General features: G+C 42.8%; 17 protein-coding genes and 1 pseudogene. 10 read left to right on the top strand and 8 right to left on the bottom strand.

The features are described 5' to 3' along the window. Positions 1-351 (bottom strand): annotated as a pseudogene (locus tag SHEWPOL2_RS09145) (glutathione synthase); the annotation flags it as partial. 609 nt (positions 352-960) lie between these two features. Here SHEWPOL2_RS09145 and SHEWPOL2_RS22885 point away from each other — a divergent pair. The 6 genes from SHEWPOL2_RS22885 (at position 961) to SHEWPOL2_RS09120 (ending at position 6,658) form a co-directional block, all read left to right on the top strand. Continuing rightward, on the top strand, positions 961-1,128 hold the full coding sequence (locus tag SHEWPOL2_RS22885) for a hypothetical protein (protein WP_156143207.1): 168 nt from the start codon (positions 961-963) through the stop codon (positions 1,126-1,128). A 3-nt stretch (positions 1,129-1,131) separates the two neighbouring features. Further along, positions 1,132-2,043: an ATP-binding protein gene (locus SHEWPOL2_RS09140; RefSeq protein ID WP_050991333.1), complete on the top strand. Its 912-nt coding sequence runs from the start codon at positions 1,132-1,134 to the stop codon at positions 2,041-2,043. 26 nt (positions 2,044-2,069) lie between these two features. Next, on the top strand, positions 2,070-3,389 hold the full coding sequence (locus SHEWPOL2_RS09135; protein ID WP_037427793.1) for a hypothetical protein: 1,320 nt from the start codon (positions 2,070-2,072) through the stop codon (positions 3,387-3,389). Then, on the top strand, positions 3,386-5,257 hold the full coding sequence (locus SHEWPOL2_RS22255) for a hypothetical protein (RefSeq protein ID WP_050991332.1): 1,872 nt from the start codon (positions 3,386-3,388) through the stop codon (positions 5,255-5,257). Before SHEWPOL2_RS09135 ends, SHEWPOL2_RS22255 begins: the two co-directional genes overlap by 4 nt. Positions 5,258-5,276: 19 nt before the next feature. Further along, entirely contained in the window at positions 5,277-5,912 is a 636-nt protein-coding gene (locus tag SHEWPOL2_RS09125; protein WP_023268028.1) for an OmpA family protein, read from the top strand. A gap of 101 nt (positions 5,913-6,013) precedes the next feature. Beyond that, the gene (locus tag SHEWPOL2_RS09120; protein ID WP_037427791.1) at positions 6,014-6,658 is read left to right on the top strand and encodes a HEPN domain-containing protein; all 645 of its coding nucleotides are present in this window, start codon (positions 6,014-6,016) and stop codon (positions 6,656-6,658) included. A 111-nt stretch (positions 6,659-6,769) separates the two neighbouring features. On the opposite strand, the gene SHEWPOL2_RS09115 is transcribed toward SHEWPOL2_RS09120, so the two are convergent. Next, a complete protein-coding gene (locus SHEWPOL2_RS09115; protein ID WP_037427790.1) occupies positions 6,770-7,051 on the bottom strand; it encodes a hypothetical protein in 282 nt (93 codons plus the stop codon). A gap of 42 nt (positions 7,052-7,093) precedes the next feature. After that, positions 7,094-8,377 (bottom strand): metallophosphoesterase, encoded by a 1,284-nt coding sequence (locus SHEWPOL2_RS09110; protein ID WP_037427788.1) that lies wholly within the window; start codon positions 8,375-8,377, stop codon positions 7,094-7,096. 140 nt (positions 8,378-8,517) lie between these two features. Here SHEWPOL2_RS09110 and SHEWPOL2_RS22880 point away from each other — a divergent pair, with 140 nt between their 5' ends. The 3 genes from SHEWPOL2_RS22880 (at position 8,518) to SHEWPOL2_RS09100 (ending at position 9,910) form a co-directional block, all read left to right on the top strand. After that, a complete protein-coding gene (locus tag SHEWPOL2_RS22880; protein WP_157173869.1) occupies positions 8,518-8,673 on the top strand; it encodes a hypothetical protein in 156 nt (51 codons plus the stop codon). Between the two features lie 251 nt (positions 8,674-8,924). Further along, a complete protein-coding gene (locus tag SHEWPOL2_RS09105) occupies positions 8,925-9,113 on the top strand; it encodes a hypothetical protein (protein ID WP_037427785.1) in 189 nt (62 codons plus the stop codon). 563 nt (positions 9,114-9,676) lie between these two features. Then, positions 9,677-9,910, top strand: a complete 234-nt coding sequence (locus SHEWPOL2_RS09100) for a DUF6538 domain-containing protein (protein ID WP_226871878.1) — start codon at positions 9,677-9,679, stop codon at positions 9,908-9,910. 121 nt (positions 9,911-10,031) lie between these two features. On the opposite strand, the gene SHEWPOL2_RS09095 is transcribed toward SHEWPOL2_RS09100, so the two are convergent. The 4 genes from SHEWPOL2_RS09095 to SHEWPOL2_RS09080 all read right to left on the bottom strand — a co-directional run bounded on the left by SHEWPOL2_RS09095 (position 10,032) and on the right by SHEWPOL2_RS09080 (position 15,276). After that, positions 10,032-10,382, bottom strand: coding sequence for a YdbL family protein (locus tag SHEWPOL2_RS09095; protein WP_037417891.1), 351 nt, complete (start codon positions 10,380-10,382; stop codon positions 10,032-10,034). 24 nt (positions 10,383-10,406) lie between these two features. Beyond that, on the bottom strand, positions 10,407-10,607 hold the full coding sequence (locus tag SHEWPOL2_RS09090) for a YnbE family lipoprotein (protein WP_011072131.1): 201 nt from the start codon (positions 10,605-10,607) through the stop codon (positions 10,407-10,409). Between the two features lie 12 nt (positions 10,608-10,619). Continuing rightward, entirely contained in the window at positions 10,620-13,868 is a 3,249-nt protein-coding gene (locus tag SHEWPOL2_RS09085) for a YdbH domain-containing protein (protein WP_037427781.1), read from the bottom strand. A gap of 220 nt (positions 13,869-14,088) precedes the next feature. Beyond that, positions 14,089-15,276 (bottom strand): aromatic amino acid transport family protein, encoded by a 1,188-nt coding sequence (locus tag SHEWPOL2_RS09080; protein WP_037427779.1) that lies wholly within the window; start codon positions 15,274-15,276, stop codon positions 14,089-14,091. Positions 15,277-15,378: 102 nt separating this feature from the next. Between SHEWPOL2_RS09080 and SHEWPOL2_RS23340 the strand changes: the two genes are divergently transcribed. Continuing rightward, the gene (locus SHEWPOL2_RS23340; protein ID WP_275403226.1) at positions 15,379-15,513 is read left to right on the top strand and encodes a hypothetical protein; all 135 of its coding nucleotides are present in this window, start codon (positions 15,379-15,381) and stop codon (positions 15,511-15,513) included. Positions 15,514-15,954: 441 nt separating this feature from the next. On the opposite strand, the gene hisIE is transcribed toward SHEWPOL2_RS23340, so the two are convergent. After that, entirely contained in the window at positions 15,955-16,590 is a 636-nt protein-coding gene (gene hisIE, locus SHEWPOL2_RS09075) for a bifunctional phosphoribosyl-AMP cyclohydrolase/phosphoribosyl-ATP diphosphatase HisIE (RefSeq protein ID WP_037427777.1), read from the bottom strand. Positions 16,591-16,689: the final 99 nt, after the last annotated feature.

Here is a 16,689-nt window from a genome sequence, read left to right as displayed (position 1 = left end):
TTCAAAATTGACGAAGTTACTCACGACGACGTTTTTGGCTAACTTAAGATCTGCTTCAGCTTGCTCTTTTAATGCAGTATCAGGCATCGTGACAAGATAGAGAGTGTCTTTAAGTTGTGTACGGTCACAAATTTGTGCATCAGTTAAGCTCAACCGCTGCAGACAGCATAATGCCAGCGCAATTCCTGATTTACCCGCTTGCATTTCCGCGGCAGTAACAACGGCCCTGACTTGCTCACTTGATAATGCATTAAAAGTTTTCTGTGCAGCATTGATTTGATGAGAGTGCAGTGCGTTACTATCTAAAATTTGCTGCACTTTTTGACGCATGTTTTGAGCTTTTGAGTCCATTCTGGCTACCTTATTTTAAATTTCAAATACTATAACACGTTAATTTTAAGTAATAAATTTTAAACACCGCATGTCTAATTGAAATTGTGAAGCAAGATTTCTATCTAGTCTGGTAAGTGGCGACTACACCTGCATGATGCCACTGATGTTTAAGTTAATGTGTTTGTGTATACCTTAATGTAGTTGCAGATCTGTTGCTGAGTAATGCATATACAGCAAAGATGAAAACGCCGTAATTTATAGTGCAAATATTTATTAAAAATATGATCTTAGTGAGTAGAAAAGGTTGAGTCTTATCGTGTAGCATGTGTCACATTCAAGCTTGCGTAAGGATTACCATGCCTGTTCCTCCCCCTTGCACGACATTTATTTGTTCTAATTGCGACTGGCACAAAACAGTAGTGTTCAAAAGTGATGTTATTACGCGTGGCTACAACTGGTTTGATGTATGTCCTAAGTGTGGTGGGGCGCTTGAAAAACGTCCTGCAACGATGATTGAGACTGGTTTATCGAAATTGACCAATATCTTCGTAAGATAATCAGTACTTTTAATTTTTTGTCAGGGATTGACGCAGTCTATATTTCTGGCTTTGTGATAAGGATTGTTGCATGTCTCAAGAAGTCATCACCAAATTTTCCGATTCTGTTGTGGGTCGCAGCAATATTTTGCAGCACATAGCCTGCATGCCCACCCCTCAATTTGCTCATCTACCGAATATGCACAAGGCTCTCAAGTGCCGGCTAGTCATCATTAAAATTTTGAAAGGAATGAAATAATTCATGAGCGACAACGCAATGCATGAACAGCAATTATTGCCCTACGAGTTACGAACACCACGAATTACACTTGAGAGTGATGTTATTTTAGCTCCAGAAACGCGCCGAATGTTTGAGGAAGCAATTGGCGCTATGCGTCATCACAAAACGATTTACACGGACTGGGGATTTGAAGCTGTAGATCCTATGGGACGTAATATGGTGCTCAACTTGTATGGGCCACCAGGAACAGGGAAAACACTGGCTGCAGAAGCTCTTGCAGGTACTTTAGGACGTCAATATTTCCACATAGGAATTTCGGAACTGGAAAGTAAATATGTTGGTGAAACAGCTAAGAATATCTCTTTGGCATTCAAAGCTGCCGCGATAGAAGGCGCAGTTATTTTCTTCGACGAAGCAGATACCTTACTTGGAGCGAGATTATCATCCGTTACCCAAGGAATAGATAATGAAATAAACGCTATGCGTTCAACGTTACTTATTGAATTAGAACGATTTGATGGAATAGTGGTTTTTGCAACGAATTTTGCAAAAAATTATGATAACGCTTTTGTAAGCCGTATTCGTTATCACATCGAGTTTAAACTTCCGGATATTGAAGGCCGTAAACGCTTGTGGCACAGGATGTTAGTTCCTGGCGTACCGCTTGAAGAAGATCGCCATGACATTATTGAACGTTGTGCGCATGCATCAGATGGATTATCAGGACGAGAAATTCGAACAGTGCTACGCACTGCTTTTCCAAGGGCTCTAGTTGAATGCCATAAAGAGCCAATAGTGAAATGGCAACATTTTGAGTCGGCGATAGCTGATGTACGCTCTGCAAACAGTAACGTCGGAATTAACCGTAAAAATGTAGTAAGTAATGCAAATAATGTTGATGCAGGTAGACGTCTACTTGGACTGACGGAATAGAAGAATAAAACAAAAGGAGAGAGTAAATGAGTTGGGTCAGTAATGTGTGTAATTTTGTTAGTTCAGCGGTAAGTACAGTCTCAAATGTTGTTAGTTCAGCATATGAGACTGCCAAGAATGTCGCTGGGAAAGTTGTTGGATGGATGGCTGAGAAAGCTGAGGTATTTATTGGTGGCGTAAAAAAAGCTTGGAAAGTAGTAAAACCTTTTGTGCAGCATATTCGGACTGCTTTACTTAACGCATCAAAACTAGCCCCATATCCATGGATGCGTTCAGCCCTAGTGATGCTAGAGAAAGGGCTAGGCGCATTGACTGCATTTGAAAAATCTCCAATTGCAAAAAAAATGGATGCAGCCATCAAATGGGCCATTAAATTGGCTCAGCGGTGGCAGAAAAACCGAGAAGATCTTTTAGACAAAAACAAACAACAAGATGACATGGAGCAAGCGAATGACTTGCTTACTGAAGATGAGTTAGTTCTTGCGAAGCAACATCAGGCTGAGCTGAGATTTGCAGAAGATGAAGTGATTCCTCAAGATCAACGGCATAATCTAGAGTTAGCATCTGCAATAAATGATTTTGAAATTGCTAAAAAAGAATTAGGTATGGCAATTGAAGCAGAACCTACCGATTTTGAGCATTATTTGCGTCTTCGGGCTACCCAAAAGTTACTTAATATGTCGGATAAGAAGTTACGTTCGGCATTAACAGTGGACGATTTGAGTTCAGATGACCTGTTTCTAATTCGTATTGCTTCAGATCTTATCAAGTCAAACCCAGAACTTAGCAAAAATGCCGCTGAACGTTTAGACCGAGTTTTAACCCGACTTTACAATAAAAAATTGACACCTTTTGTTTTTGAAGAACTGATTGCTTCCTGGGCAAAACAAGCTCAATCGTTGGGAGATGAATGGGCTAAGGCAAATGCAAGCTATGCTAAAGATAAAATGCTATTAAATCGCCTTGTCTTAGCTAAAAAAATCCAAGAAGAACTATCAAATGAAGAGTCATCTCAGCTATCCATACTTGAAAATAGCGTTCCTGAACAAAAGCAAGCACTCGACAGCTTAGCGAGCCAACAACGTGATGTAGAAAGATATGTTGGTGCAGCGGAAGGTTTTTTACAATTATTGGAGAAAACTGAAGAACAGATTGAAAGTGATGACCGCAGTTATTTACTGGAAGATGGACAGTATATTGGGAAGTTACTTATCGAGTGTGCTGAACATAATATTCCCTTCAGTGCATTAGAGGAAGGTGACCAATCACTTATCACAGACTATGCAAACATTTTCCAGCAAGAAGCTAAAGACCGTATGGATGCTATTTTAGAGGTAGCGGTATGAACTTTGATGCCGTGCTAAATTTTTTAATCCCTGATCTTAGCGATCCGCTTCAAGTAACTTTCCTATTTCTTATCCTTTTCATGATGTCATTTACGATAATTAGTGCTCATGTGATTGCAAAGCCTAAGTCGTGGGAGGTCAAATGGAATCGTGGAACACCTAATAAGCCAAGAGATAACATCGAAATTGAGCATGGTAGTGTAACTGATTTGTGGAATGCAGTTGCGACTGCTCCTGAAAAGTTGGTGGAATTAATGCCTAGCTTACTACTAGTTGTAGGATTGCTCGGCACATTTCTTGGATTAGGTATGGCACTTAATCATGCATCTAATATTCTGGGTCAGCCAAATGCGCTTGATGCTACAGGTGCTGCAGACAGTATGCAGCACTTGTTAGGTCTACTGAATGGATTAGGTACAAAATTTAAAACCTCTACTTGGGGCATTACAGGTTTTATATTTCTTAAAATATGGAGCGAATTTGCGCGTTTTGACGAAAAGCGCCTCAATTGGGTCATTAGCAAAGTAAAAGTTGAACTAGAGAAACGAAAACAACAAAACTTAGATTTGAGCTCAGAAAAGCAAGCTGCTTTATTTTCTACAATAGCTATAGCCTCGCGCAATATAACCGAAGTGTTATCTGCTGAGTTTAATCAGTTGAGAGCTCAGCATAAAGTTCAACATGAACAAGGTTTACATTCGCTTGAGCAATTTTCGACTCATTTACGTGAGGATATTGAAGCGCTGAAGTTGAGTGGTCAAGTTGTAATTCAAGAAGGATTTCAGAAATTCAATGATGAATTTAGTCATTCTCATTCGCAAACTAGGAAGATCATTGAGAGCAGTCTTAAACGTGTTGAGTTAGCTGTAGAGCATGTTTGCATCGCAACGAAGGAAGTCAAAGAAAGTGTCAAACTTGTTCATGTTGAATCCCAAGCTACAAATATCGCAATGCATGACTTTACCTATAACACCCAAAAAGTGGTCGAAAATATGAGTGAGGCTGCTCAGCATATGGCTAGTGGTGCTAATCAAGTTGGGATTGCGGCTAATGAGTTAGTTGGTGCAATAGACTCATTCCAGGCTCAATTTACTGAAGTACTGGATAATGTGCGCAACGATTTAGGCAAGGCGATTAACGATATGAGCTTACAAGCATCCGAAACATTGGAGCGAGGAAGTTCTCAACTTGGATCTGCAACGAGAGATATATCTACTGCTCTTTCTGTTCTATCTTCAGATGTTAAACAAACCATGGGCGATGTGAAAGACTCCATTGAAAAAACTTTTATGATGCAAAAAGAGGTCAGTAAGGAGTTTGTTATGTCTAGCTCCATATTAAATGAAAATATTGCAATGGCTACAGAGAATAGTGAGAAGGTGAGTAATACTATTCAAGATGGGCTAAGAGCAATTTCTGATTCTAATCAGAAAATGCGTAGTATTGGTGATTCGCTTAAGAAAAATGAATTGCATTTACAAGAAGTCATTTGCAATCTGTCAAACTTACCTATAGCTTTAGCACCATTAGTGGAACTTTCAGCTCATCAAGATTTGCTTCGAACAGAGTTAGTACAGTTTAGACAGGATTTCATATCAAGCAATGAGAATCTGGATAAAAATAGTCTAAAACTTGAAAGCGCAGTAAATGGAGCGATTGAACGTTCAGATACAATTATTCAGTCTTTGTTAGCACTACCAGAATTAATTCGATTACTTAATACATCTCCCCACTCACAACAACTATTACTAGCATTGAGTCCGTTACCAGAAATTACAATTAATCAACAAGCTCTTCTCTCAGAAATTCAAAAAGTACGCGAAGTACTAGAAGCAAGTAATGGTCCACTGGAGTCTGAAGTGGCGTGAGCCAAACTGATGAAATGATATGAAAGAAAAACCTAGTGAATGGATAGCCATTTCAGACCTTATGGCTGGAGTAATGGCTGTAGTAATGCTATTGCTTGTTGTGGCAGTTTTGCAAAAAAGCATGAGTGATCTTCGTTACAAAGAGGAGTTAGCTAAAGCGTCGGAAAAGAAAGATGATCCATTACTGAAGGTGACTACATTATTAGATGAAATGTTACGAAACTCTAATGCATCAGAACTCATCGCTTTAGATAAAGCTACGAGAAGGTTAACTCTCCGTGATGGTGTTTTTGAACGGGGGAGCGCTTGCCTCAATACTGAATCCAAAGCAGCGGTAAATGCAATACAAGCTCAATTGGTCAGTTTTTTGCTCGACAATCCTAAAGCAAAAATTTTGGTAGAAGGTTACACAGATAATATTCCTGTTAGCCGACCAGTGACTGATTATCAAAGATTTTGTACTGTTTATGATGATAACTTCACTCTCTCTGCAGCAAGAGCTAGAGAAGCTAGGAGGGAGTTAATTGGTACATTAGACGCTAGTACATCTAAGCGTATAGTCGTTGCTGGATATGGTGAGTCCAAACCTTTGGAAGGTATAGAACCTTCAGATCCAAGAAATCGCAGAGTCGAAGTACAGTTATTGATTGAATAACGAGTCGAACGATTGTTTACTTAACATGTGGCAACTCGTTTATGGTTTATATATTGAACGAGTTCTCATTGCTGAGAAAAATCTTAAAGGGACAAATAGCAATGGATTTTGTACAGCTAAAAAATCAACAAAGGATATTACGTGAACAGTCACCGATCAATCTTAACTTGCGAGTTCATCGAGCGTTAAGCTGGTTGCAACGAGCTGAAATGGCGGATGATGACGATGGTCGTTTTATTTTTCTCTGGATAGCATTTAATGCTGCTTATGCCACTGAGATTGATGAACGATTTAAGTTGTCAGAACAAGAATCTTTTAAAAGTTTTTTAGAGAAGCTGTGCGAGTTAGATAAACAAAAACAGATAGATCAGTTAGTTTGGCGGGAATTTTCAGGCAGTATCCGTATCTTACTTGATACCCCGTTTGTGCTACAAAGTTTTTGGGATTTTCATAGCGGTAAAATAACTGAAGACAAATGGAAAGAGCGGCTTTTGCAAGGTAAAAAGATGGCGAGCCACGCCTTGTCGAGTGGTAATACTCCTATTTTGCTTGGTGTTATTTTTAACCGCCTCTATACGATGCGCAACCAATTAATCCATGGCGGTGCAACATGGAATAGCTCTGTTAATCGCAAGCAACTTAAAGATTCTGCTAGTTTACTCAGTAAACTTGTGCCATTGATTATAGAAATAATGATGACTCATCCTGAAACACTTTGGGGAGATGCATGCTATCCTGTGGTATAAAAGCTAGGCGTACAGTCGATGAATTGCTACATGGTCGATTCATAGTCATGCATTCTTACTCGGGAATAAACGCTTGGTTTGGATGAGTTTATGTATATAAGCATTTGTGATTTACCAAGCCAAATCGGATCTTGAAGTCAGTTCTTGGATATTGGTGATGTTGCCATCGGCTTCGGTGAATGGAAAGCCTGTGGACAATTCAATCCCTAATGCATAAGAATCGCAGCATGGGCAAATAGCATAAAAATCCTTCCCCTTTGCTAACACGCTCTGTGGAATCGATTTAATCGACGGGCTCAGCTCTAGTATCTCGAGCAATGTCTGATGGCTAATGTCTACTCGGGGAGTACTACATACTTTGCAACTATCACCCACTTTCAAATATCGTGTCATATCTATTTTCCTAATTAAGAAATTGTTGATATACCTCTGCGCTCAATCCAGCTCTGAATTCATCACCAGCCGTAAGCGTTTGGCTAATCGGTCTGCAGCGTCAGACTCCAACTCCTGATTGAAATAGCTTTTGGTTATAGCCATAAGATAGCAGGATAACTCCTCCCAGCTTGCTTGTTGAGCCAAAGTAGCCAAAGGGGTTATATAGTTGTCATATTCGTCACTGCACTCATCGAATCCGTTGACGAAGGCTGGATCCCAATGGTTCAGCAGACACTGACGGATCTCCTCGCATTTTTCTGGCTTTAATAGTACAGAGGTATAGCGATCGGCAAGCTGGTCAAATAACAGCCTCATCGCCGCAACTCCCTTTTGACCAAACTCCATGTCGCTTAAGTAATTAAAGTTGCGCTCATGCAGTTGATGTTGCGTCTCATCATTCCACCAACTGTAAGCGACCAGCTCTCCTTGCACACTGGCCGCGTTGTAATCGACACATACCACCTTAGCGCTGAGTGGCGCAGGGAGTCCTGCTAGGGTGAAGTGACCAATAACAACTGGTATCTCGATTATCGGATTGCAATGTTCATCAGCCAGTGGAATAGGGGGGATACTATTGACCATATTGGGCTGTACTTGGGCTATATCTCTATAGGTTTTGGCCTCTTCACTCCACCATTTAATCCGGACTCTGTGACGCTCAGTCCCCGTTTTATCCTGGAAGCTATAACCCTGTGGTAATGCTAATTCTGGACCCTTGAGCAAGATTTCACATAGCTGATATAGCTCGTGCCGCTCGTCGAAGGCATTGGGCCAATGCTCAACCTTCAAGCTGTTATCCTCGTTGAGATATGGCAGAATTCTTTGGATGGTCGCCTCGTGCCAGCAAGCATGAATAGCTCTGACATGACCAAAATCATAAAAGAGAGGCAGCTTCATAAACCAGTCAATCCAAGCTTTATGCAACTCACTTCCCTCGTCCACATCTTGAAGGAAAAGTTGATGCTGTTTGCGGTTGTTATCATTGTGGCGGCGAAGCGGTAAGCCTGTATCTGGGTGCTTTAGTGCCCAACCCACGGCATTAAATTCATGGTTTCCCATCAAGCAACATGCGAGTCCCTGATCGCATAGATCCTTGACCAAGGTTAAAACCCCTTGATGATCGATTCCGACCTCGGGGCCGTTATCGATCAGATCGCCGATGAAAACCAGCTGGCGAGGTTCTTGAAGCGGATCCGCAATAAAGTCGAGATGATCGAGCAGCGCACGAAGCTTTCCGTTTTGCCCATGAATATCACCGATAAAAATCAAATCTTGTTGCGTCATAACTCACCAGAGATCAAACTGTGAAAAAACTTAGCCATAAAGAATAGGGTGCATAAACTCCGGATAAGAACATTCGAATAAATGGCCCTCGTTGAGCTCAGAATTTTAGACCAAGAGAAACCCATTACACCGGAGTGCCTATGCATAAATTAGTAGAAGTATATTATTATGTCGATGATTTTTTGATGTTTTTATTCGATAATGGGAAAGTTATGTTAACCGTTGGTATACTTCAACGTACTGACCGCATGACAATGAGCGAAGTGATGGCTATCATTATACTTTCACTTTCTTAAATAGACTCGTCCTAATTCATGTTGGTACTTTTAAACTCATTTAGAGAGAGTACTTCAGCAAATAAAATATCTTAGCGTGATAATTCACTCGCTTTTAAATTTTAGACACTCGCTTTTAAATTTTAGATTTGTCGAGCATGTGGGGAAAGTCTGACCGAAGCTGTCCTAATAAGATAAGTAAGGTATCCTAGGTTGCCCCTGTGTGTTAGTTTGGTTGTGCAAGTATGAAAAACGGAAAAATGAGGTAATTTATGAAACTGGCAGAGGTAATCGAAGCGTTAGAGTTTAACGATTATCAATATACTATTCAGGGGAATGTTATCCGAAGTGGTGGTTTCACCATGATTATTGAAGATGACGTTATCAAAGTAACCAAGCCCTATCATGCCCCAATAGAATTTAATGATTTGGATAAGTTTAATTATTTCTTATCGTTATAAAGAAATTGAGAAGAGATGATGTTCATAATTCGTTGCCAGTTACAGAGTAAGATTCTTTTTTAAGCTTCACTGCTTGGCTGTTAGTGATAACCCCATTACTCAAAGAACGTCTGATCTAGGTATTGAAGCTATCAAAATAAATCACAGATGTGCGCATATTGGTCAAAAATGACGACTAGCGTAAATTGTGTCAAAATTTATATTGACTTTTGAGATTATGTATAAAAGTTATTTAATACAAATGCTTACCTTGTTATTTTGAACTGGAGTTGAGGAGTCGAATTCTCAGGGTAAGTCATTGGTCTAATTGAAGAAAATATCAAAAATCAGAAGTAATGCAAAAAGTAATGCAGTCCTGCATGTAGTGTATATTAGTTATATTTTTCAATACGTTATATCATGAAGTAGACTCCCTCTCTCCCGCCACATTCTAAGAACCCGATCACATGGTCGGGTTTTTCTTTTCTATCATAACCTATGAATTATAGTTGCTAAATCCAATGGCTCACCAACCTTTGGCACCTTAAGGTGGTACAAAAGGGTGGTACAAAACGATGGCATTTATGACTCAACCATACCACGATCTAAAGTCTGGGATCTGGAAAATCCGTAAGGAAATTTCAGTGCATTTACGTCCGTTCCTTGATGGCAAAGTAGAGCTAAAACGAAGTCTAGGGACTAAGGATGCCTATGAAGCTAAAACAACTGCGGGTGGTGTGATTGTGGAGTTTGAGTCAGCTATAGCTTTGTTACGTCAAGAAAAAGAGCAGAAAATAACACCTGTACTGTTAGTTTGAGGGAGCAAAGCCATCAGGAGGATTACCATGCACGTGGCGGTCGATCTCGATAAACAAAACGCCTGCAATTGCAGGCGTTCTTCGATGGGCTTAGTCGGTGCTCAATTGTCATTAAAACAGGCTATTTCTTAACCCATTTGCCTTGAGCATTTTGCACATAGTTGCCTTTGTCTGTAGCCGCGATGGCTTTTTCACCAGCTAATTTGGCGACATCTGCGGCTGAAATATTATTCTTTTTGGCGATGGTTTCGTAGTGAGCGCGGCGCTTGTTGTTGACTTCATCCATCACGGCTTTGGCATCGCTATTATTTTGCACTAGACCTAAATAGCCATTGAGTTGCTCACCTAAGTAACCTTGGGATTTGGCTTCCTGCAATGACATGGCAAGGGCGTTTAAACTGAATAAACTCAGTCCGAGCAACAGGAGTAATGTTGGCTTTTGTAGCAGGGTCTTGAGTGACATTGATTTCATCGTATATTCCTTAATTCTTTGTGATTAGAACAACTTATCATCTGACAGAAGCTGGTCTAGCTCCTTGTCCACTTTGATTTTTATCTCGTGTTCAATTTTCACATTGAGATTAATCACAATCGGTTTATCCGGCGGCTCAATTTTTACTGTAGGCGCACAGCCTTGCAATGTGCCCAGTAGCAGCAATGCACCTAAACTAACTTGCTGTAATTGAATGATCTTCACTGAGGGTTCCTTTTACTTCACGGATTTTTCGATTCTATCCTGCAGATCGTTACCAATCTGAAGGCTCCTGAATAATTGCAGCATGTTCTCTTCATGAGAGTAATTCAAGTGGATAGGGCGTTCAATCCCTTTGCTGCGACCTTTGACTTCCACTAATAGGTTGGCATCGCCAGTTTGATCCATATCGAAACTACTGGATAACTGGCTGTATTCTAAGTGTTCGAGTGCCGAAAATACAAAGTCGAGATAGGGTTGTGATTGGCGCATTTGATCGACCGCTGGATTGCCAGATATGGCAATTAAACCGCCAGGCGCGCGGGCCGCTAATTGGCCGCCGCTGATCGACACTTTACCATCGACTAAGTCCACGGGTAACACGCCATCGAATATGCCATCGGCATAGATGCCTATTTGGGGTTGAATTCGCAGTACTTCTTCAAGATTCATGCCCTGCAATAATAGATAGGCGTGGGATTTCTCTTGCAATTTTAAATTAAAATCAGGGAGTAAGAACAGGCCGCTCAATACTTTACCCTTGGCGGTCATCGACACGTCGGTATCACTTAAACCCGTGAGTTGTTGCAACCAATTGTCGGGAAGCTTCTCTGCATCTTTGCCTAGGACAATATCGGCCTCTACTTCGATATCGGTCAAGGGGAAGCCGGGATCAAACAAGTTAAAGTTTATCATAGTCTGCGGGCAGTTCAGTCGGCTTAAACTGCTGAAATAGCCTGACGCTTGCGGCGTTTTATAGGATTGCCCCCAAGTGAACTCGCATTGGGCCTGTAATTTACCGCCCTCGAAGAGAATGTCTTTGTAAAAACCTTCAACCTCGGTCATCGACTGGGTAATTTGCATCGCAAATTGGGTTTGTTCGGGCTGATGTGTCAGCTTAAATTGTGCCTGTAATTGGTTATGCCCGGTCATATTAAACTCAGCGGGTAACGGCTGGGTTTGATTAAGCAAAGATAGTGCCTCTGTCATGCTGGTATCGACAACCCACTGGCCAGTTAACAGCAGTGGCAAGTTTGCATTGGCGAACTGCAATTGGTGATGGCTTTGTAGTTGAACATTGCCGACTTGCCAGTGTTCATCGCCGATAAGCGTGCTATTTTTCCAATGTAAATCTTGCACTAGGGCTAAGTTATCCAGCTTAAGCACAGTTTGTTTACGTGTACGTCCCTTTGTCGAGAGCTGCTTTTCAATTGATAACTGTTTGGTTTGCCAGTGGAGTGTATTTTTGATTTGGCTCGATTGAATCGCTGTTAAAAAAGGGTCTTGGCTCGAGAAATTCACTGCCACGCCCTGTGATACTCCAAGGGAAACATCCTGCACTGTTATATCGCTGCGGCTACTCAGACTGGTTTTCGTGTTGTTATTTAAGGCCTGCGTTTGGTGTTGTGCATGGGTATTGTCTATTACAAGCGTTTCTACCGCTTGGCTAAAACGCAGTTGTGCCAGTTTAAGTGACATTGGAGGTAAGTTAAGCGCAAATTGACTCCCCGCCGCGGTAGTCGCATCCTGTGCTGAAAATGATGTTGAGCTAAATGTGAGTGGAGCCTTGGCGTTTAGTTCAATATTGCCTAAGCCCAACTGGGTTTGTTTATTTTGAGGATCAGATGCTCGTGTTGCCTTATCTAGCTGAATATCCCTAAGTGTTAATTGCAGTGTATCCGTTGACTCAGTAGAGAAGGGCGCTGTCTTAAGTTGCCAATCGATCCCTTGGGCTGACTGATTAAGGCTAATAACTCCAGCAGTTTGCAAAGCGCCAGAGCCCCAATTTAACGCTTGAGGTGCATCTTGCCAGCGCTTGTGTAAGTCAAGGTCACGTAAGTTGAGCGGAGTATTTTGTTGAAGCGCGATGTGCCACTGCGTTTGCAACATCCAAGCATCCGACTCTTTGGTTAAGTTATTGTTATTTAAACTAGTGTTGGAGAGGCGAATGTGCGTCTCGAGTTTACTGCCTAAGGTGGATAATTCCACCGCGGGTAAAGTTAACGGCTCATCTGATTTTGCCAAGGCATAATGCAGCGGCTCAGTCATCAAGAATCCCAGTCCAATAGGGGATTGGGTGCTTTTAAGCCCTGAGAGTAAAGTGTTAAGCGCTTGATAGTCAGTATCATTTAACTGCAAAGAGTGATTTAGGGCATCTAATAACAGCGCTTGTTGGGCGGCATTGGGCGTTAACGCAAGGCTAAAAGGCTCGAGTGTTAGATTCAGTGCAGCTAATGAACCACTGAGATTAAACGCCAGAGTTGGTTGTGGTGCTAAGGTGAAGTCTGCAAAATGCGCCAAAGTGACACTCGGCTGGATAAACTGATGCTCACTCTTTATATCGCCCGTCGTGAGCTTGAAAGTACTTTGCGAGACTAACTGACCACTCAGTGTCATGCCAAGCGCTTGCCATTGTTGATCCCATTGTATCAATTGGCTAAGAATACTGGTTGGCGTTTGGCGCAGGCTAATTTGATGCAGGCTCTCCAGCAGCGGCGCTATGTTCAGTTCACTTTTTAACGTCCATTCATCGCTGCCGAGTGTTGCAGCTAAGCTGATAAGCGGCTCGTCTTCATGGCTAAAGGCGGTGGTTAATTGTCCATAATGATTAAGGCTAAGTTTTTCCATCACCAGTTGATAGGCGCTGTGATTGGCTTGTGCCTTTAGCTTCAGTGTGGTTTTACCTATCTCAATTAAGGGTAATGAGTTGATGTTTAGCGCTATTGCGGGCGTTTGTTCATCGGCAATATTGGGGCTTCGCTCAAAGAGTGATTGACCGAGCTCCACTTCAATCTCACCTGTACTAATGCGTTTGATTTTTTGGCTCAAGACATCAAGCTGGGCCAACTGGAGTAGTTCTGCAATACTTTGGGGCCAGCTTAATGCCAGTTGAACATCCAGATTTTTTACCACTAAGTGCGAGTCATGCACGCGCAGGTTAGCTGAACTGACTTGCCAATGTGCTAAGCCCATTTTTCCTAAGCGAATATCGGTTAGCTCACTGTCCATGCCGCTTAAGGCATAATTGGCGGCACGCAGAATAAGGGTTTCGGTCTCACTATTGACAATCCATACAGTAAGCGCAATACCCACTAACATACCTGCCACTGTGGTGGCGATAAGGCTTTGCTTGACGCGCTTTTTGATTGTTGTTTTGCGCTTAGACGCGCCAGTTTCTACCGCTTGGGAATGTGACGTAGCAGCCGAGCTCGCCTGCGGTGCGCGTTCGGCGCTAGCCTTTTTCAGTGGTATTGGCGTCTTAACCATGTGAGTCGAATATCATCCTTATCATCAATGAGCTGTCGTTCACTCTAGTGCTGGCGATTGAATACCAGCGATAAAGGGGCGTGGGATGAACGCCAGTTTAACACTCCACTACGTGGCTGACTAATTTTGCGATGGGTCTTGCTATGGGCAAATGAGGTTGAGTGCCTACTCAATCATCTTGATTTTACAGGCACTTATTCTGTAGTGACCTAAACCGATGTTAACCGAATAATTGGGCGCCAATGACGGCAAGGCCTGACACGAGTGCAAGCACTAAGCCTAATGTTCCCCCTGCGACGCGGTAGCCTTGGGGAAGATTGGCGTTATCCCGTTGTTTTCTTTGTACCCATACCATGGAAACAGGTAAAAAAATCGCGAGGATCACTAGGGCAATTGCCGCATAACCTAGGGCGGTAATAAATCCCTGTGGGTAAAAAAGGGCAAAGCCTAATGGCGGCACAAAAGTGATCGCCGCGGTAATACTGCGACCCGTCGCATTATCTTCTTGCCTTAAGTTGGCGGCTATAAAGTCAAATAGACCTAGGCTCACCCCTAAAAAGGAGGTTGCCAGCGCCAGATCTGCAAACACACTGATCGCTGAGCTTAAGGATTGACTGTGAAGTACACTGGCTAACTGATTGATAAAGCCTGAAAGACTCTGATTTGTCATCAGTTGGCTTTGGCTGAGCACACCTTGGCTGCCCAGTTGCCACAGCAGGTAAATCAGTAGCGGTAACGCTGAGCCGAGCAACATGATTTTACGCAGGCTTTTTACCTCAACGCCTAAGTAGCGCACCACGGACGGAATCGAGCCATGAAAACCAAACGAGGTAAAAATCACTGGGATGGCCGACACGATAAGCCCTTGTTCCAGTGGCAACTCGAGTAAATGTGTGCCTTCGACCTGCGGCAGTAATAGGGCCAGCATTAGGATTAACGCAATGATTTTCAAACTAAAGAGCACGCGATTAATCAAGTCGACATAATGGGTGCCTAAGCCGACAATGGTGCCGACTAACAGGGTAAAGAAGATGGCGCCGGCCTGTGGCGGCAGATCTAACCCTAACCAAGCATTGAGCTTTTGATTGACTTGCTCGCCGCCACCCGCGATATAGGCGGCGCACAGGGCGTAGAGTAAAAACATTAACGCGATACTGGCAACCACTTGGCCCTTAGCGCCCAAAAGCGTGCGGGCTAATTGGTTGAGGCTGGCATCACTCGGGGCAAATTGATGGATTTCGACCATGAGTAGGGCGGTGTAGGCCATCAATGCCCAGAGGATTAGCATAATCATGCTCGACATGCCAAAGCCTAAGCCTGCTGAGGCGATGGGGAGTGCGAGCATGCCCGCGCCAATGGTGGTGCCTGCGATCAGCAGCAAACTGCCGAAAAATTTATTTTGTGTCATAACTTACGCTCAAACGTCTTAATGAATGGCTCGAATATCTCAGCTAAAAGAGATAAAGGCTTAAGCAGCATGGCGGCGCGATACGGCGGCTGAGAGCTGTACTTGTACCAGTACAAAGCGTTGGGTTCGTGGCGCAATCTGCGGATCGTTGGGGATATGGCCACAATGGAAGGTCTGGCGAGTGTGCCTATCTATGCCATTGCGGCTACAGATAGGGATAATAAGCTGTTGTTGTAATACACATAAAACGCGCCTTTGATTGGGGTTAATTCGACACTTAAATTACATCTAATGACTTCATCACATCTAATTGCTTGGTCACATCACATAACGAAGGCAATTCGGCCTGTTTTTAAAATTTGTCTTAAATGTTAATAAGTTGAGTCAACGCCTCGATGCCAATATCGAGTACGCTGGCTACGATAGGCAGTTAAGGTGTACTTGTCAACCATTACAACAGTATTTTGCTGATTTTTTGTCAATTACGATGTGATGGCTGATGAGAAGGTATACGGTTTTAGGATTCACTATTTGGGGGGGAGGGTTGTAAGGCGCATGATAGAGGGTGGGATGTGGTGTTGGCTAACACTGCGTAAATAGAAGGTTGCTGCCGCAGACCAAAAAGGCTTGCGGCAGATACTGGTGCAGTAGTGCTTAGGGCGTGTTGACGTTTCAGGGTTATTTTTGCAGTGCTTTTTGATGGCGAGCGAGTAGATTAGCCGTGATATCACTTAAGCTCAGTTGTTGATCTTCAAGTAGCACTAATAAGTGGTACATGAGATCTGATGCCTCATTAATCAGCTCTTCTTTATCGTGAGTAGCTGCGGCCAGCGCGGTTTCTAGTCCTTCTTCACCGACTTTTTGGGCGATGCGTTTGGTGCCACGGGCAAATAAGGAGGCGGTGTAGCTCGATTCTGGACTTTGCCCTTTACGTGAGGCGATAAGCTCGGCTAGATTGTTTAAAAACGGGTGAGCTTGACCATCGAGCCAGCAGCTTTCGGTGCCTTTATGGCAGGTTGGGCCATTGGGTAATACCTGCACCAGCAGGCTATCGTTATCGCAGTCTTTATCGATGGCGACCAGTTTTAGGGTATGGCCCGAGGTTTCGCCCTTGGTCCATAAACGTTGCTTAGATCGGCTAAAAAACGTCACATCACCGGTTGCCAGAGTCTGTTCCAGCGCGGCTTTATCCATATACCCGAGCATTAATACCTTGCCTGATAAGTGGTTTTGGATAACCGCAGGGATAAGTCCATCCTGTTTGTCCCAATCCAGCTTGCTAAAATCCGACTTAGTGTTTGTTTGCGTTGACATAGTATTCACTCTTAATCTATTTGTAGAACCTAGAACCTAGAACCTAGAACCTAGAACCTAGAACCTAGAACCTAGAACCTAGAACCTAGAACCTAGAAC

It is taken from the genome of Shewanella sp. POL2 (assembly GCF_000282755.1).
In the GTDB taxonomy this organism is placed as follows: domain Bacteria; phylum Pseudomonadota; class Gammaproteobacteria; order Enterobacterales; family Shewanellaceae; genus Shewanella; species Shewanella xiamenensis.
This window is presented reverse-complemented; position numbering and strand designations above follow the sequence as displayed.

Excerpts from the sequence above, each read along its gene's own strand:
- SHEWPOL2_RS09080 (WP_037427779.1), bottom strand. The coding sequence starts at position 15,276 with ATGACACAAAATAAATTTTTCGGCAGTTTGCTGCTGATCGCAGGCACC.
- SHEWPOL2_RS22885 (WP_156143207.1), top strand. The coding sequence starts at position 961 with ATGTCTCAAGAAGTCATCACCAAATTTTCCGATTCTGTTGTGGGTCGC.
- SHEWPOL2_RS09120 (WP_037427791.1), top strand. The coding sequence starts at position 6,014 with ATGGATTTTGTACAGCTAAAAAATCAACAAAGGATATTACGTGAACAG.
- SHEWPOL2_RS09085 (WP_037427781.1), bottom strand. The coding sequence starts at position 13,868 with ATGGTTAAGACGCCAATACCACTGAAAAAGGCTAGCGCCGAACGCGCA.
- SHEWPOL2_RS09095 (WP_037417891.1), bottom strand. The coding sequence starts at position 10,382 with ATGAAATCAATGTCACTCAAGACCCTGCTACAAAAGCCAACATTACTC.
- SHEWPOL2_RS22880 (WP_157173869.1), top strand. The coding sequence starts at position 8,518 with ATGCATAAATTAGTAGAAGTATATTATTATGTCGATGATTTTTTGATG.
- SHEWPOL2_RS09105 (WP_037427785.1), top strand. The coding sequence starts at position 8,925 with ATGAAACTGGCAGAGGTAATCGAAGCGTTAGAGTTTAACGATTATCAA.
- hisIE (WP_037427777.1), bottom strand. The coding sequence starts at position 16,590 with ATGTCAACGCAAACAAACACTAAGTCGGATTTTAGCAAGCTGGATTGG.
- SHEWPOL2_RS09100 (WP_226871878.1), top strand. The coding sequence starts at position 9,677 with ATGACTCAACCATACCACGATCTAAAGTCTGGGATCTGGAAAATCCGT.
- SHEWPOL2_RS09135 (WP_037427793.1), top strand. The coding sequence starts at position 2,070 with ATGAGTTGGGTCAGTAATGTGTGTAATTTTGTTAGTTCAGCGGTAAGT.
- SHEWPOL2_RS22255 (WP_050991332.1), top strand. The coding sequence starts at position 3,386 with ATGAACTTTGATGCCGTGCTAAATTTTTTAATCCCTGATCTTAGCGAT.
- SHEWPOL2_RS09110 (WP_037427788.1), bottom strand. The coding sequence starts at position 8,377 with ATGACGCAACAAGATTTGATTTTTATCGGTGATATTCATGGGCAAAAC.
- SHEWPOL2_RS09125 (WP_023268028.1), top strand. The coding sequence starts at position 5,277 with ATGAAAGAAAAACCTAGTGAATGGATAGCCATTTCAGACCTTATGGCT.
- SHEWPOL2_RS09115 (WP_037427790.1), bottom strand. The coding sequence starts at position 7,051 with ATGACACGATATTTGAAAGTGGGTGATAGTTGCAAAGTATGTAGTACT.
- SHEWPOL2_RS09140 (WP_050991333.1), top strand. The coding sequence starts at position 1,132 with ATGAGCGACAACGCAATGCATGAACAGCAATTATTGCCCTACGAGTTA.